The 14,275-nt window shown below is 62.0% G+C and carries 14 protein-coding genes and 1 other RNA gene; 9 read left to right on the plus strand and 6 right to left on the minus strand.

From position 1 onward, the window contains the following. Complete coding sequence (locus OU694_RS12385) at positions 1–1,257, plus strand: adenosylmethionine--8-amino-7-oxononanoate transaminase (RefSeq protein WP_308911318.1); 1,257 nt, start codon at positions 1–3, stop codon at positions 1,255–1,257. Here the strand turns inward: OU694_RS12385 and OU694_RS12390 are convergent. From OU694_RS12390 to OU694_RS12405, 4 genes are all read right to left on the minus strand, one after another. Further along, positions 1,254–2,348 carry an acyltransferase family protein gene (locus tag OU694_RS12390; protein ID WP_308911319.1) on the minus strand — a complete coding sequence of 365 codons (1,095 nt, stop codon included), beginning with the start codon at positions 2,346–2,348 and terminating at the stop codon, positions 1,254–1,256. The two genes, OU694_RS12385 and OU694_RS12390, sit on opposite strands and share 4 nt — an antisense overlap. A gap of 133 nt (positions 2,349–2,481) precedes the next feature. After that, positions 2,482–3,204 carry a Bax inhibitor-1/YccA family protein gene (locus tag OU694_RS12395; RefSeq protein WP_308911320.1) on the minus strand — a complete coding sequence of 241 codons (723 nt, stop codon included), beginning with the start codon at positions 3,202–3,204 and terminating at the stop codon, positions 2,482–2,484. A gap of 100 nt (positions 3,205–3,304) precedes the next feature. Continuing rightward, the gene (locus OU694_RS12400) at positions 3,305–5,836 is read right to left on the minus strand and encodes an ABC transporter permease (protein ID WP_308911321.1); all 2,532 of its coding nucleotides are present in this window, start codon (positions 5,834–5,836) and stop codon (positions 3,305–3,307) included. Then, on the minus strand, positions 5,833–6,576 hold the full coding sequence (locus OU694_RS12405) for an ABC transporter ATP-binding protein (RefSeq protein ID WP_308911322.1): 744 nt from the start codon (positions 6,574–6,576) through the stop codon (positions 5,833–5,835). Before OU694_RS12405 ends, OU694_RS12400 begins: the two co-directional genes overlap by 4 nt. A gap of 131 nt (positions 6,577–6,707) precedes the next feature. Between OU694_RS12405 and OU694_RS12410 the strand changes: the two genes are divergently transcribed. From OU694_RS12410 to OU694_RS12425, 4 genes are read left to right on the plus strand one after another with little or no spacing between them, the layout of a single operon-like run. After that, positions 6,708–7,328 (plus strand): arylesterase, encoded by a 621-nt coding sequence (locus OU694_RS12410; RefSeq protein WP_373460332.1) that lies wholly within the window; start codon positions 6,708–6,710, stop codon positions 7,326–7,328. Then, the gene (thpR, locus tag OU694_RS12415) at positions 7,325–7,888 is read left to right on the plus strand and encodes an RNA 2',3'-cyclic phosphodiesterase (protein WP_308911324.1); all 564 of its coding nucleotides are present in this window, start codon (positions 7,325–7,327) and stop codon (positions 7,886–7,888) included. Before OU694_RS12410 ends, thpR begins: the two co-directional genes overlap by 4 nt. Then, on the plus strand, positions 7,885–8,607 hold the full coding sequence (locus OU694_RS12420; protein WP_373460362.1) for an NAD-dependent deacylase: 723 nt from the start codon (positions 7,885–7,887) through the stop codon (positions 8,605–8,607). The genes thpR and OU694_RS12420 overlap by 4 nt, the downstream gene beginning before the upstream one ends. Next, positions 8,604–8,900: a 4a-hydroxytetrahydrobiopterin dehydratase gene (locus OU694_RS12425; RefSeq protein ID WP_308911326.1), complete on the plus strand. Its 297-nt coding sequence runs from the start codon at positions 8,604–8,606 to the stop codon at positions 8,898–8,900. Before OU694_RS12420 ends, OU694_RS12425 begins: the two co-directional genes overlap by 4 nt. Here the strand turns inward: OU694_RS12425 and OU694_RS12430 are convergent, their stop codons facing one another. Beyond that, on the minus strand, positions 8,901–9,659 hold the full coding sequence (locus OU694_RS12430) for a glutaredoxin family protein (protein ID WP_308911327.1): 759 nt from the start codon (positions 9,657–9,659) through the stop codon (positions 8,901–8,903). It lies immediately after the preceding gene. A 59-nt stretch (positions 9,660–9,718) separates the two neighbouring features. Between OU694_RS12430 and OU694_RS12435 the strand changes: the two genes are divergently transcribed. Together OU694_RS12435 and OU694_RS12440 are read left to right on the plus strand one after the other, a co-directional pair. Continuing rightward, positions 9,719–10,120, plus strand: coding sequence for a MerR family transcriptional regulator (locus OU694_RS12435; RefSeq protein ID WP_373460333.1), 402 nt, complete (start codon positions 9,719–9,721; stop codon positions 10,118–10,120). A 128-nt stretch (positions 10,121–10,248) separates the two neighbouring features. After that, positions 10,249–11,256, plus strand: coding sequence for a hypothetical protein (locus OU694_RS12440; protein WP_308911329.1), 1,008 nt, complete (start codon positions 10,249–10,251; stop codon positions 11,254–11,256). Between the two features lie 15 nt (positions 11,257–11,271). Here OU694_RS12440 and nudC read toward each other — a convergent pair whose 3' ends face one another. Beyond that, positions 11,272–12,186 carry an NAD(+) diphosphatase gene (nudC, locus tag OU694_RS12445; protein WP_308911330.1) on the minus strand — a complete coding sequence of 305 codons (915 nt, stop codon included), beginning with the start codon at positions 12,184–12,186 and terminating at the stop codon, positions 11,272–11,274. A 101-nt stretch (positions 12,187–12,287) separates the two neighbouring features. Here nudC and ffs point away from each other — a divergent pair. After that, positions 12,288–12,385: signal recognition particle sRNA small type (gene ffs / locus OU694_RS12450), an RNA gene on the plus strand. A 118-nt stretch (positions 12,386–12,503) separates the two neighbouring features. Next, positions 12,504–14,267 (plus strand): DNA polymerase III subunit gamma/tau, encoded by a 1,764-nt coding sequence (locus OU694_RS12455; protein ID WP_308911331.1) that lies wholly within the window; start codon positions 12,504–12,506, stop codon positions 14,265–14,267. The last annotated feature ends 8 nt before the right edge of the window (positions 14,268–14,275 follow it).

Genomic DNA, 14,275 nt, shown 5'->3' on the forward strand with positions numbered 1-14,275 from the left:
ATGGCAGACCCCGGCTGGTATGACGAGGGCCGCCCCCACCTGTGGCTGCCCTATACCCAGATGAAAACGGCGGTGCCGCCGCTCGCGGTGGCTGCCACCAACGGTGTGACGCTGACGCTCGCCGACGGGCGCACGCTTGTGGACGGCATCGCCAGCTGGTGGACAGCCGCGCACGGCTACAATCATCCCCACATTATTGAGGCCGTGAAGGCCCAGTATGATGTGATGCCGCATGTGATGTTCGGCGGGCTGGTGCATGAGCCCGCCGCGCGACTTGCCACGCGGCTCGCCAAACTGCTGCCGGGGGATCTGACCAAGGTCTTCTTCGCGGAATCGGGCTCGGTGAGTGTGGAAGTCGCCATGAAGATGGCGCTGCAATATCACCTCAACCGCGGCGAACGCCGGCCGAAGTTTGTGCATTTCCGCAAGGGCTATCACGGCGACACCTTTGCGACGATGGCGGTGTGCGATCCCGAAGAAGGCATGCATGCCAAATTCGCCGGGATGCTGGCGAACCATCTGATTGCCGATCTGCCGCGCACAAAGGCCGAAGCCGAACGGTTTGCAGACTGGCTGAAGGCGGAGGCGCATCAGGTGGCGGCGGTCATCACCGAGCCCCTTGTTCAGGGCGCGGGCGGGATGGTGTTCCACGGGGGCGAGACACTGCGCTGGCTCAGGGAAGCCTGCGATGCGGCGGGGGGTCTCTTGATCCTCGACGAGATTTTCACAGGCTTCGGGCGCACCGGGGCAATGTTCGCGTGCGAAGCTGCCGGGATTGTGCCCGATATCGTGACGCTTTCGAAAGCGCTGACGGGGGGCGTCTGCCCGCTATCGGCCACCATCGCCACGGCGCGTGTGTATGAAGCCTTCCATTCGGACGAAGGCGGCCATGCGCTGATGCATGGCCCCACTTACATGGCGCATGCGGCGGCCTGTGCGGCCGCGAACGCGAGCCTTGATCTGTTTGAGCAGCATGACCGACTGTCGCAGGCGCGGGCCATTGGGGCCCAATTGAAGGTGGAACTGGAGCCCTGCCGTGCCCTGGCGGGCGTCAAGGATGTGCGGGTGCTGGGTGCCATCGGTGTGGTGGAACTTGAAGCAGGCCACAACCTTGAAGCCCTAAAGCCGAAATTCGTGGCGGAAGGCGTGTGGATCAGGCCCTTCGGCAATATCGTCTATCTCACACCCGCGCTCACCATCGGTGCCGATGACCTGTCGAAGCTGACCGGCGCGATTTTCAGGGTTCTGTCGGCCTAGACCTTCAATATCCAGCCTTGCCGCCGCATCACAGCAACGGGTGCCCATGTCAGTATGATGACGAGTGCATAAGGGAGAAGCGAGGCTGAGCGGTCCGGCAGGATGGAGGTGCCAAGGTCATAAAGCGCTCTGGCGGCCCCGCTCGCCAGTACTGGCCCCATCAGATAGGTGTGCAGCACATAGGCGGTGATCGCATTGATGCCGAAAGCATGCGGGAAGGCGATAATGGCGGGCCGCCAGCCTTTCAGGTCCAGCGCCCACAGAAGCACCGCGAACACGATCAGCGTGGCGCCCGAAGTGACGGCGACGAAGCTTGAACTCCAGATCGATTTCACGACGGGGAAGGCGAAGGACCAGACGATGCCGAGGGCGAGGAGGGTCACTCCCGTGAGGGCCAGCCGTGTGACACGGCGCGCATCCGCCCCACCCGTTTTCACATAAAGCCCGGCCAGCACGCCAATCAGCGCCTGCGCGAGCGTGGGCAGGGTGCCCATCAGGCCTTCTGGATCATAGGGCAGGGGGGCGGTCTTGGCATAGACGTGGGTGCCAAGGATCACCCGGTCCAGATAACTTGAGAAATCCTGGCCGGGGACATGGAGGTTCGCAGGCCCCGCATCGGGCACCGGCAACAGACAGAGGCCCCAATAGGCAAGCAGAATCCCGGCGGCTGTGGCCGCGATCTGGCGGGGGCTCAGCTTGATGAACAGAAGGGCAGCGAGCACAAAGACGATGCCGATCCGCTGCAGCACCCCCATGATGCGCAGGTCATCCGGCAGGCCGACGAAGCTCATGGTGAGCAATAGCCCGATCACGAAAAGCAGTGCCCCGCGCTTGAAAAGCCGCAAGGCAAGCTCGCCGGTCAGCCCGTCGCTTTTCGCCGAGGAAAGCGCGAAGGGGATCGAGGCGCCGACCATCAGGATGAAGGCGGGGAAAACGAAGTCCGCGAGCGTGAGGCCAACCCAGTTGGCATGCAGGAGGACCGGAAAGGCCGGAAAGACCCCCGCGCCAACCGCCGCGCTGTTCACAAGCACCATGCCGATGACGGTAAGGCCACGCAGCACATCAAGGCTCATCAGGCGCTGTTTTGACATCGTTGTCTCCCCCGGTTTCGGCGGAGGTTATCGCATGTGGGTTGGGTTGGAAAGGGGCGCGTTCAGTGTCGGCCCCGCACAAACAAAAAGCCCGGCCGGAGCCGGGCTTGTCGTTATCTTGTGTCCGCTGTTCCTATTCGCGGCTGGTGCCAACGAAGCGCAGCAGCATCAGGAACATGTTGATGAAGTCGAGATAGAGGCTGAGGGCACCCATGATAGCGCCTTTGGCCTGCAGTTCGCCGTGACCGGCGAGCTCGAAATAGCTGTTCTTGATGCGCTGGGTGTCATAGGCGGTGAGGCCCGCGAAGATCAGCACACCGGCAACCGAGATGATGAAGTCCATCATCGTGGATTGCATGAAGATATTGACCACGCTCGCCACGATCAGGCCGATGAGGCCCATGATCAGGAAGGTGCCCATGCCCGACAGCGACTTCTTGGTGGTGTAGCCATAGAGGCTGAGGCCACCGAAGGCGACGGCGGTGATGAAGAAGGTGCGCGCGATGCTCTCGCCCGTGTAGGCAAGGAAGATCGTCGACAGCGACAGACCCATCACACCCGCATAAACCCAGAAGAGGGTCTGCAGGGCGCCGGCCGACAGGCGGTTCACGCCGAAGGACAGCACCATCACGAAGACGAGCGGTGCGAACATCACGATATAGGCCTGCGGGCCGCCGAAGATGGCTGCCATCAGCGTTTCGGACTGGCTCACGAGCATGGAGACAATACCGGTCAGAAGAACGCCGGAGGCCATATAGTTATAGACCTTCAGCATGTAGGCGCGAAGGCCGGCATCAAACTCGGCTGCGCCCGTGCGGGCGCCGGTCTGATAGACAGTGTCGTAACGGTTGTTCATCTTTGCTCCCCAAATATTCAAGGACCGTTTGAACGCTAATATGGGGTGGGTCCGCCCCCCCTGCAAGGGAAACCGGACACGATTCATACCGATTTCCCCACTATTCGTCGCGCAGTACCCGGTTTGGCGGCACGGCAAGTGCCCGCGAGCTGGAGATAAGGCCAAGCCCGATGGTCACCACAAGGCCAGCCGCCAGCGTGCCAAGGACGGGCGCCCACAGCAGCTGGAATTCCATTTCCCAGACACTGGTGACAACCACCCAACCGGCGATGCTGCCAAGGCCGAGCGCGATAGAGGCAGTGAGAAGCCCAAGAAGCAGATATTCCATCAAGTAAGCCATCAGCACCTGGCGGCGCACAGCACCCACCATTTTCAGGATCACGCTTTCATAGACCCGCTGGCGGAACCCTGCGGCGATCGCACCGGCCAGCACGAGGATGCCGGCCACAATCGCGACGACCGCAGTCACCCGTATGGCGAGCCCGATATCCTGCAGCATGGCATTGACGGTGCCGAGCACCTCTTTCATGCGGATCGCGGTGACGCCCGGGTAGGCGCGGGTGAGCGTGCGGTGAGCCAGCTCCTCGGCCTCTGACGCCGCCTTCAGCGTTGCCATATAGGTGTGTGGCGCGGCCTTCAGCGTGTAGGGGTCAAACAGGATCACGAAGTTGAAACCGAAGGTGCCCCAGTCGATCTGGCGTAGCGACCGGACCTTCGCCGTGATGTCGCGGCCCATGATATTGACCGTGATCGTATCGCCGATCTTGAGGCCAAGCCCGATCGCTTCCTCGCGCCCGAGGCTGACTTCCGGCTCTCCCGAATAGCCCTCCGGCCACCAGTCGCCTTCGACAAGTGTCGAGGTATCCGGCAGGCTGTCGCCGTAGGAAAGCCCGCGGTCGCCGCGCAGGATCCATTTATATTCAGGGTCGATGACCGCTTCTTCGGATGGCACGCCATTGAGCGCGATCACCTTGCCGCGCAGGTTGGGCACCAGCATCACTTCCTCGACACCCGGCACGGCCTTGGCTGCCTGTTCGAAGGCATCCCGCTCGTGGCTCTGGATATCCAGCATGAAGAAGGCCGGGGCTTCCGAGGGCACTTCATCCGCCAGTTGCTTGGTCAGATTACCTTCGATGAGCGAGAGGCTGGCGAACAAGGTGAGGCCAAGCCCCATAGACAGGATCACCGCACTGGTGGCGGCACCCGGCCGGTGCAGGTTGGCAATCGCCAGCCGCAGCAGCGCCTTGCGCGGGCGCGGGCTGTTGGCGGCAAGCTTCTCGACAAGGGCTGCAAGACCCAGAAGCAGGGCGAAGGCGACGACACAGGCTCCCGCAAAGCCGGCTGCCATCATCCGGTCACCCGCAAAGCCGATGGCGAGGGCCGCGATGCCGACCCCGGCGAGCGCGATGAGCAGAAGATATACGAGACGAGGCCGTTTGCGATCAGGTGCCACGAGTGCTCGGAACAGCCGCACGGCCGGCAGGTCCCGCGCCTGACCGAGCGGCCAGGCGGTGAAGGCGGCGGTGATCAGGAAGCCGTAAAGCCCGGCCATGGCAAGCGGGGCGGCAAACACGCCGCTATCAGGCTTCACCGGCAGGCTTTCCGGCAGGAAGTTCGCGAGCACGCCGGGCAGCATGGCCCCGACCAAAAGGCCGATGGCAATGGCGCCCGCTGCAATCAGCATGATCTGCCACAGATAGGTCGCGAAAATCAGCCCGCCCTCGGCGCCGAGGATCTTGAAAGTGGCGATGGTGCGGGTCTTCTGGTCCATATAACCCTTGACCGCATTGCCGACCCCGACCCCGCCGACAACAAGCGCCGAAAGGCCGACAAGGGTCAGGAACATGCCCATCTGGTCCACAAAACGCCGGAGCCCCGGCGCGCTCGTGGTGCGATCATTGATCCGCCAGCCGTCCGTTTCGAAATCATCCTTGATCTCGTCCCGAAGCGCCTTCAGGTCGGTCGCGGGTGCTACCCGCAGCTTGTAATAATGGTCGATCAGGCTTCCCGGCACTACAAGGCCCGAGGACATCAACGCCTCATGCGAGATGATCACACTCGGCCCCAGCTGGAAGCCGAGGTTTGCCTTGTCGGGCTCGCGGGTGATCATGGCGCGGATATCGGCGGTCAGGTTGCCGATCTTCAGCCGGTCACCGAGTTTCACATTCAGCCGGTCGGCAACAAGCGGATCGACCGCAATGCCCCAGACATCGCCGTGGCGTTCGGTGATGGTCGGCGTTTCAAGCTGCGGGCTCGTCTCCAGCCGCCCGTAGAGGGGATAATGCGTATCGACGGCGCGAAGCTCGATAAGGGTCGCTTCGCCCGCCTCCGACCGGGCCATGGTGCGCAGCCGTGCCGAGCGGCTGAGCGTGCCCTGGGTAGCCGCCCAGTTGATGAATTCGGGGCCCGCTTCCTGTTGGAAGATGCGAACCTCCAGATCACCGCCAAGGATTGTCTGGCCTTCGCGGGCCATGCCGTCCTCGATGGCCTTGGTGAGGGAACCCACAGCTGCAATCACCGCCACGCCAAGCGTGAGGCATGCTGCAAAGATGCGGAATCCGCGAACGCCGCCCCGAAGTTCGCGAAGCGCGAAGCGGAGCGAAACCGGCAGCCCGGTATGTCGCGAGATCATTTGGACTTCCCGAGCTTGAGATCGCTGGTGTCGGCCTCGCCGACGGTTGCCGTGTTGCCGGTGTCATCGACAATCTTGCCGTCGCGCATCGAGATGACACGGTCGCAGCGGTCGGCGAGCTTGGCATCGTGGGTGACGAGCACCAGCGTGGTGCCACGCCGTTTGGCGAGATCGAACAGAAGATCGATGATGGTGCGGCCCGTGGCGCTGTCGAGGTTGCCGGTCGGTTCGTCACCGAACAGGATCGGTGGTTCGCTGACAAGGGCGCGGGCGAGTGCCACACGCTGTTGTTCGCCCCCTGAAAGCTGGGCCGGATAATGGTCCATCCGGTGGCCAAGGCCGACCGCGTCCAGTTCTTTCGCCGCGCGGTCGAACGCGTCGTTGATACCGGCAAGTTCCAGTGGCACCGCCACATTTTCAAGCGCCGTCATCGTCGGGATCAGGTGGAAGGCCTGCATCACGATGCCAATACGGGCGAGTCGGTGCCGGGCGAGCTCGTCTTCATCGGCACCCGAGAAGGCAAGGCCGTCAACATCGACATCGCCTTCCGAAGCTTGCTCAAGCCCTGTCATCAGGCTCATGAGCGACGATTTGCCCGAGCCGGACGGCCCGATGATCCCTACCGTTTCGCCGCGCGAAATGGAAAAAGATATATTTTTCAGAATATTGACGGGTCCTGCGCCGGATTCGAGCGTCAGGCTCACGCCAGAGAGTTGAATGATTGGGGTTCTATCAGCCATTGTCATTTTCTTTCCTCGCTGCCACCTTTACGGAAACGAACCGCCCCCGGATCGGTTCGTACCCTATAAAAAGGCTAGGAGTGACGCCGTTGCCGGTCAATCGACTTCCCCGATTTTTTTGTTTTCTCGTGATGACATTTCTGTGTGTCGCACCGCTTTCGGCCGTTCGTGCAGATGCGGACGGTCCAAAAATCATGGCGTTTGGCGATAGCCTGACGGCGGGTTACGGCCTGCCGGCGGGGCAGGGTTTCACGGATCGGCTGCAGGTGTGGCTGCGCGAAAACGGCTTGCCGGAAGCGAAAGTGATCAATGCCGGCGTGTCGGGCGACACGAGCTCGGGCGGGCGTTCGCGGCTTGAATGGGCGCTGGCTGGCGTGCCCGGCGGCAAACCCGATCTCGTGATCCTCGAGCTTGGCGCCAACGACGGCCTGCGCGGCGTGGACCCCGTGATCACGCGGGAAAACATGGCGGCGATGGTTGAAGCCTTCAAGGCGAAAGATATCCCCGTGCTGCTGGCCGGCATGCTGGCGCCGCCGAACCTCGGGCCCGATTACGCGGCCGTCTTCAACCCGATTTATCCGACACTGGCCGAACAGGACGGTGTGACGCTTTATCCCTTCTTTCTGGATGGTGTGGCGGCAGACCCCTCGCTCAACCAGTCGGACGGCATGCATCCCAATGAAAAAGGGGTGGAGATCATCGTATCGAAAATCGGCCCCGAGGTCGTGAAGCTGCTGACGGAGGCGCCATGATCCGCCTGTTTGTCGGCCTTGAAGTCCCTTTGGGCCTGCGGCCCGCCCTGCAGCTTGCCCGCGGCGGGGTGGAAGGCGCGCACTGGCAACGCGACGACCAGTTCCATATGACGCTTGCCTTCATTGGCGAGGTCGAGGGGCACGTGTACCGCGAGATAATCGATACGCTCGGCGGTATCAGCTTTACGCCTTTCGAGCTTGCCTTTGAAGGCGTCGGCGTGTTTGGCAAGCCCAACCAGCCGAAGGCCCTGTGGGCTGGTGTGCGCGACCCCGCACCGATCATCCATCTGCATGAAAAGATCGCCCATGCGCTTGAACGGATCGGCGTGACCATCGACCAACGGCGCTACAAGCCACATGTGACGATCGCCCGGTTCGGAAAGGGCAGTCATGCGCGTGTGGCGGAATGGCTTTCGAACAACGAACTGCTCAGGTCGGACAGCGAACTTGTCTCGCAGTTTGTGCTGTTCTCCAGCCGGCGGACCAGCGAAGGCGGCTTCTATGCCGTCGAGGAACGCTTCGGCCACGACTTCGACGACGAAGAAGACGAGGGCCACTGAACGTGCCACGCTACGGCCATATCGTGGTGCTGTCAGGAGCCGGGCTCAGTGCTGAATCCGGCCTTTCCACCTTCCGCGACAATGGCGGGCTTTGGGATAACCACCGGGTGGAAGACGTGGCCACGCCCGAAGCTTATGCCCGCAACCCCGATCTGGTGCAGCGCTTTTACAATGAGCGCCGCGCGAAGCTTTCGAGCGTGCAGCCGAATGCAGCGCACACGGCGCTTGGCCGGCTGCAGCGGGAATTTGAAGGCCAGGTCACGCTGGTGACCCAGAATGTGGACGACCTGTTGGAACGCGGCGGCGCGCGCGACGTCATTCATATGCACGGCGAGCTGTTGAAAGTGCGCTGCACGGCCTGCAACACGGTGCATGGCTGGCGGGAGGATTGCACCGAGGCAACGCGTTGCCCTGCCTGTGGGGTGGCACCAGGACTTCGGCCTGATATCGTCTGGTTCGGTGAAATGCCCTATCATCTGGACCGTATCTATGCGGCCCTCGGGGACTGTGATCTGTTCCTGTCGGTAGGCACCAGCGGCAATGTCTATCCCGCCGCCGGTTTTGTGGCCGAGGTGCGCCGGGCGGGCTATGCCCACACGATTGAAATCAATCTTGAACCTTCGGCGGGGGTCAGTTACTTCGCCGAACATCGTCACGGCAAGGCGGGCGAAATTGTGCCCGAACTTGTCGAACAATTGCTCAAAGGAGAAGCGTCATGACCCGTCCGACCCTGCTGCCCGATGCCGCGCGCACGGAAGCGCTTGAAGGCCTTTCTGGCTGGACCTATGACGCACCCGCCAAGGCCATCTCCAAGACTTTCAAGTTCAAGGACTTCAGCGAAGCCTGGGGCTTCATGAACCGCGCCGCCCTGAAAGCGGAATCAATGGATCACCATCCCGAATGGTTCAATGTCTATAACCGGGTTGAGGTGAAGCTGACCACGCATGACGCGGACGGCGTCACGCGCCTCGATATCGAGCTTGCCTCGGCGATGGATACGTTCGCCGGCTGATCAGCCGGCGGCGACGCCGATGCCCATCCAGATTGCCATGGCGATCATCATCAGGTTTTCGGTCAGCGAGATAAAGCCGAGCGGCACATTGCCCGAGCCGCCCACACAAGCACATTTCAGGTCCCGCCGGTCGATATAGACCGCTTTGAACACCGAGGCCGCCCCGATGGTGCCGATGAAAAGCGCCACAGGCACCGAAAGCCAGGTGAGGACACCGGCCAGCATGAGGACGCCCGCCGCCCCTTCTGCGAAGGGATAGATATAGGCATAGGGCACCCAGCGCTTGGCCAGCAGGTCATAATTCAGGAACATGCTGGAGAAGGTCTCCACATTCTGCAACTTCAGCATGGCGAGCACGACCATGCTGATTGCGATGAACCATTCCACGGCATGCAGGGTGAATGGACTGCCGAAGACGATATGGCTGACCGCCAGCGCCATTAGCGCTGTCATGCTGAAAAGCGCGATGACAGGTGTGTAGGTTTTGGTGTCCGGGTCGGAGACATGCTTGCCGAAATGGCGGCGCATGTCGTCATAGCCGCCAATCCGCTGGCCACCGATAAAGGTTTGCGGCGTGGTCCGCACGCCGTGCTCGGCCTTGAAGGCGTCGGTGGCGTCGCGGCTGGTAAGCCACCGGTCGTCGACCTCGAAGCCTTCGCTTTTCAGCAAATGAAGGGCTTTCAGGCCGTAGGGGCAAACATGATGGTCCATCACCATGCGGTAAAGGGTGGCTGTTGGTTTCTGTGTTTTCGCTGTCATGATCTCGGCTTTCTTATGATGGCTTGAGCTTCATACGGGACAAGCGTAACATCCGTACCATGGTACGGAGTCAAGGCATGAATTTGACCATCGGAAAATTCGCGAAAACCGCAGATGTGGGCGTGGAAACGATCCGCTTCTATCAGCGCAAGGGCCTTCTGGAAACGCCGGAAGGCTTTGGCGGCATGCGCCGCTACGGCCCTGAGGATGTGCGCCGCCTGCGGTTCATCCGCAAGGCGCAGAAGGCGGGCTTCACGCTCGAAGAGATCAAGGAACTGATCGACCTCGACGCCGGCGAGGACCGACAGCGGGCGCGGGAACTGGCGAAGGCGCGAATGGCCAAGCTGGACGAACAGATCGCCGAATTGGCGCGGGCGCGCGATAGCCTGAAGCGGTTGGCCAGTGCGTGTTCGGGCAGTGACAAAGGCCCGTGCCCGATCCTTGTGGCGTTCGACGATTGAGCCGCCAGCACTTATCGGGGAGCGAAACGCCGCGCCGGGGCGCTTTGGCTCAACTTTATATTATCATTGACAGAATCTGGTCGGTTCGCTTCCAATCGACTTTCGTTACAAGTGCATTGGGGGCGTGAATGTCGAACGACTGGCAGCGTAATCACGAATTTCTGGCCACGCTCAGGCAGTATTATTTTCTTACGTCCATTTTTGGAGAGCGGGGCGCGTGGATTATCATCCGAATTGCGACCTATCTTGGGGCGGGGTTCCTCGTAGGCCTCATTGGCACAACCAGCGGATACTGGGATTTCGAGGTTTTTGTGGCACTTTGGCTCGGCCTGCCGGGCAGCTACTATGTCCTCAGGATACTATTTGATCGTGGCAGGGTGACCCTGCCGGAACGTCACAAGAATGGCCGCACAGTAGGCGACTATCATATGGCAACGCCGGTTCGCCATTTCCCGGGCGGCACCGTGCTGCGGCTCGAAGACGGGGAGGACGCAACCTTCAAGCATGGCGAATTGCCGTTTGAACCTGTGCAGGTGCGGATCGTTCTGATCAATCCGTCGGGAACCACGATGGTTGAGCCGGATCCGACACCGAAGGAAGACCAGCTGGAGGCCACCGAAAGACCGGCTACTTTCAAGGAACTGTACTGGTGCACGCTGCTGACCTTCGTGGCCCTCTTTTTCGTTGTCGGAGGGATCGTCGAGGCAATCGAATATGAACGGGTCATAGAAGGATGGGTGATGTTCGCTATCGTCGGGGCCCTGATCGGCGGGTATCTGACGATTACGCTTTTCCTCGACCTGTTCAATTACCGGCGCAAGGCTGCGCTCAGGATGGAATTCGAACTGAAGCAGGCCTTGGCCGATCCTGCCATACGGGAGGATATCCTTCAGGAAACGGAGGCAGGTCTTGCGACGCAGGCCGAATGGACCGGCTTTGTTGGCGCGCTCACCGGGCTTGCCTTCCTTCTGTTCGCAATCGGCGCAGGACTGGCTTTGACCGGGAGCAACGCGAAGGGGTCGAATGGCGCCCTGATGTCCTTCTTCCTCGTGATGCTGCCTATATTTCTTGCCATGTATTACCGCTACCGGCAGGCCAAGGTGGCGTTCGGCAAACTGAAGGCGGGCAACGACTGAAGGGCAGGCCGCCCCTCAGCCTTCTTTCACCCACGCGGTGATCAGGTCGCGGGCGATGGCGATGGTGGGGGGCAGCATGAAGGCAGGGTCCATGCCCTTGAGGCCTTCCTTGGCCTCGGCTTTCGTCACCCAGCGTGATTCTACCAGTTCGGTCATATCGAGCGTGACCTTATCGTCCGCCACATCGGCGATGCAGCCGATCATCAGGCTCGAAGGGAAGGGCCAGGGCTGGCTCGCCACATAGCGCACCGATGTGGCTTTCACGCCGGCTTCCTCGAAAAGCTCGCGGGCGACAGCCTCCTCGATCGTTTCGCCGGGCTCCACAAAGCCTGCAAGCGCCGAGAAGAAACCGGGCGGCATCTTGGCGTTGCGGGCAACCAGCGCCTTGCCGCCATGGAGCGCGAGCATGATGACGACCGGGTCGGTGCGCGGAAAATGGCTGGCGCCGCACCCCCGGCACTGGCGTTCGTAACCCGCCTTCACCATATCGGTGGGGGCGCCGCACTGGGCGCAGGCGCGGTGGCGCTGATGCCAGTCGAGCATGGATTTGGCTTGGGCCAGGATGCCAAGCTCCGGGTCCGGCCAGCCGGCCTTCAGGCCGATGCCGCGCACATCGCGGAACTTCAATCCGGCAAGCGGCAGGTCGGCGTCCATTGCCTCGGTCGGCCACAGAACGGCGTAGCGTTTGGTGCCGTCTTCGGCGATACCGAGGAACAGGGTTTCTTCCGCCGGATAAAGCCCGATGCCGATATAATCAAGCCATGCAAGGCCGCCGGCATCAAGGGTGAGGAAGCGGTCGCCCGCCATCACGGTGAACCGGCTGCCAATCTCCTTCGGCCCCTCGGTCATCAGCGCCGGGTCGTCGCGCAGCTGGTCCGCGCGGTCGAGCGGGTTGCCGGAATAGAGCGTCTGGATGGCGGCAAGCGACATGGGGGCACCTCGGCGGGGAGAACAGAAAATCTTGTCGGGCGCGAGCCTAGGCCCTGAAGATTCTCCTTGCAAGCGGGGTTATCAATCCCCATATAAGCCCTCGGGAGAGCCAGCGGACTGGCCCCTCGCCAATCCGGTCAGGACCGAAAGGTAGCAGCCGTAACGAGTAAGGCCGGGGTCGTTTGGCCCTCCCACCCTATCCCCGAAATCCCATCACATCGCTGTGCTGCAATCCGCCCTTTGCGGGGGCGCGATTAGCTGCTAGTCATGACCCGAACCCGTCCGTCCGATCATCAGCTTGGGGACCTCGCGACCGTATGGCCAAGGCACCGACCACCGCAGAATACCGCGTTCTGGCGCGCAAATACCGGCCTAGCGACTTCGATGCGCTGATCGGCCAGGAGGCGATGGTGCGGACCCTTTCGAACGCCATCGAAAGCGGCCGCCTTGCCCATGCCTTCGTGCTGACCGGCGTGCGCGGGGTGGGCAAAACCACCACGGCCCGGATCATCGCCAAGGCGCTGAACTGCACGGCGACCGACGGCCCTTCGATCAACCCTTGCGGCAAGTGCGAATCGTGTGTCGCTATCGCAGAATCGCGGCATGTTGATGTGCTCGAGATGGATGCCGCCAGCCGCACGGGCGTGGATGATATCCGCGAGATTATCGAAAGCGTGCGCTACGCGCCCGTGTCCGCCCGCTACAAGATCTACATCATCGACGAAGTCCACATGCTGTCGAAGAACGCTTTCAACGCGCTTCTGAAGACGCTGGAGGAGCCGCCGGCGCATGTGAAATTCATTTTCGCGACCACCGAAATCCGCAAACTGCCGGTCACCGTTCTGTCGCGCTGTCAGCGGTTCGACCTCAAGCGGGTGGAATCGGATGTGCTGGTGGCACATCTGCAGAAACTCGCGGACGCCGAGGGTAGCAAGATCGACGCTGGCGCGCTGAAGCTGATTGCCCGCGCCGCTGAAGGTTCGGTCCGCGATAGCCTGTCGCTCCTCGATCAGGCGATCGCGCACGGGGCGGGCGAGGTGAGCGAGGATCAGGTGCGGTCCATGCTCGGCCTTGCCGACCGCACGCTGGTACTTGATCTCTTTGAAGCTGTGATGAAAGGCGATGTGGCAGCCGCCATCGGCCAGCTCCGCGCGCAGTATGATCGCGGCGCCGACCCGGCGGTCGTCATGTCCGATCTGTTGGAAGTCACCCACTGGCTGACCCGCCTGAAGGTGACGCCCGAGGCAGGCGCCGATACGCTCGTTTCGGAAGCGGAAAAATCTGTCGGGGGCAGGCTCGCCGAAGGGCTCGATATGCCGCACCTGACGCGGGCATGGTCGATGCTTCTCAAAGGCCTTGGTGAAGTGAAAATGGCGCCCTCGCCGATAGCGGCGGCTGAAATGGTGCTTATTCGCCTCGCCTATGCCGCCAACCTGCCGTCGCCTGCCGACCTCGTGAAACAGATGCAATCGGGCGGCGGTGCTCCTGTGCGCGGGGCCCAGGCCCCGGTCGGTGGCGGTAATGTGACGGCGATGGCGAGCGCTACAGCCGGTGGGCCGTCTGCAGGTGGGCCAACAGCAAGTCGTTCTGCCACCGTGCTCGCCTTCCAGCCGGGCAGCGACGGTGACCATCCACAGCATCCGATGCCGATCAGTTTTGAAAAGATGATCGCGCTTTTCGAAGCGCAGCGCGAACCGGTGATCGCCGTGACGCTGAAGGATCAGGTGCGGCTCGTGGAATTTGCGCCGGGCAAACTTGTCCTCAATCTTGGCCCGAATGTGCCGCCGAACCTCTTCAGCCAGATGAAGATCTGCCTGAAACGCTGGACCGGCACCGACTGGATGATCAGCACGTCGAACGAGGGCGGCGCCCAGACGGTGAAGGAACAGGAGCAGGTCAAGGCCGCGATCATGAAGGACGAGGCGCTGGCCGAGCCCCTCATCCGGTCGTTCCTTGGCCTTTTCCCCGATGCCGAGCTGCTGGCCGTGCGCGAAACGCGCCTCGCGGACCTTGATGTGCTCGACGAGGAAGCAGATGATATGCCGGGGGTCGAAGACGAACCCGGCGAGTTCGATTTCTGAGGAGTAGG

It is taken from the genome of Pseudokordiimonas caeni, assembly GCF_026719705.1.
Lineage (GTDB): Bacteria > Pseudomonadota > Alphaproteobacteria > Sphingomonadales > Kordiimonadaceae > Gimibacter > Gimibacter caeni.

Excerpts from the sequence above, each read along its gene's own strand:
- OU694_RS12455 (WP_308911331.1), top strand. The coding sequence starts at position 12,504 with ATGGCCAAGGCACCGACCACCGCAGAATACCGCGTTCTGGCGCGCAAA.
- OU694_RS12395 (WP_308911320.1), bottom strand. The coding sequence starts at position 3,204 with ATGAACAACCGTTACGACACTGTCTATCAGACCGGCGCCCGCACGGGC.
- OU694_RS12435 (WP_373460333.1), top strand. The coding sequence starts at position 9,719 with ATGGTACGGAGTCAAGGCATGAATTTGACCATCGGAAAATTCGCGAAA.
- OU694_RS12400 (WP_308911321.1), bottom strand. The coding sequence starts at position 5,836 with ATGATCTCGCGACATACCGGGCTGCCGGTTTCGCTCCGCTTCGCGCTT.
- OU694_RS12430 (WP_308911327.1), bottom strand. The coding sequence starts at position 9,659 with ATGACAGCGAAAACACAGAAACCAACAGCCACCCTTTACCGCATGGTG.
- nudC (WP_308911330.1), bottom strand. The coding sequence starts at position 12,186 with ATGTCGCTTGCCGCCATCCAGACGCTCTATTCCGGCAACCCGCTCGAC.
- thpR (WP_308911324.1), top strand. The coding sequence starts at position 7,325 with ATGATCCGCCTGTTTGTCGGCCTTGAAGTCCCTTTGGGCCTGCGGCCC.
- OU694_RS12440 (WP_308911329.1), top strand. The coding sequence starts at position 10,249 with ATGTCGAACGACTGGCAGCGTAATCACGAATTTCTGGCCACGCTCAGG.
- OU694_RS12425 (WP_308911326.1), top strand. The coding sequence starts at position 8,604 with ATGACCCGTCCGACCCTGCTGCCCGATGCCGCGCGCACGGAAGCGCTT.
- OU694_RS12405 (WP_308911322.1), bottom strand. The coding sequence starts at position 6,576 with ATGGCTGATAGAACCCCAATCATTCAACTCTCTGGCGTGAGCCTGACG.
- OU694_RS12410 (WP_373460332.1), top strand. The coding sequence starts at position 6,708 with ATGACATTTCTGTGTGTCGCACCGCTTTCGGCCGTTCGTGCAGATGCG.
- OU694_RS12390 (WP_308911319.1), bottom strand. The coding sequence starts at position 2,348 with ATGTCAAAACAGCGCCTGATGAGCCTTGATGTGCTGCGTGGCCTTACC.
- OU694_RS12385 (WP_308911318.1), top strand. The coding sequence starts at position 1 with ATGGCAGACCCCGGCTGGTATGACGAGGGCCGCCCCCACCTGTGGCTG.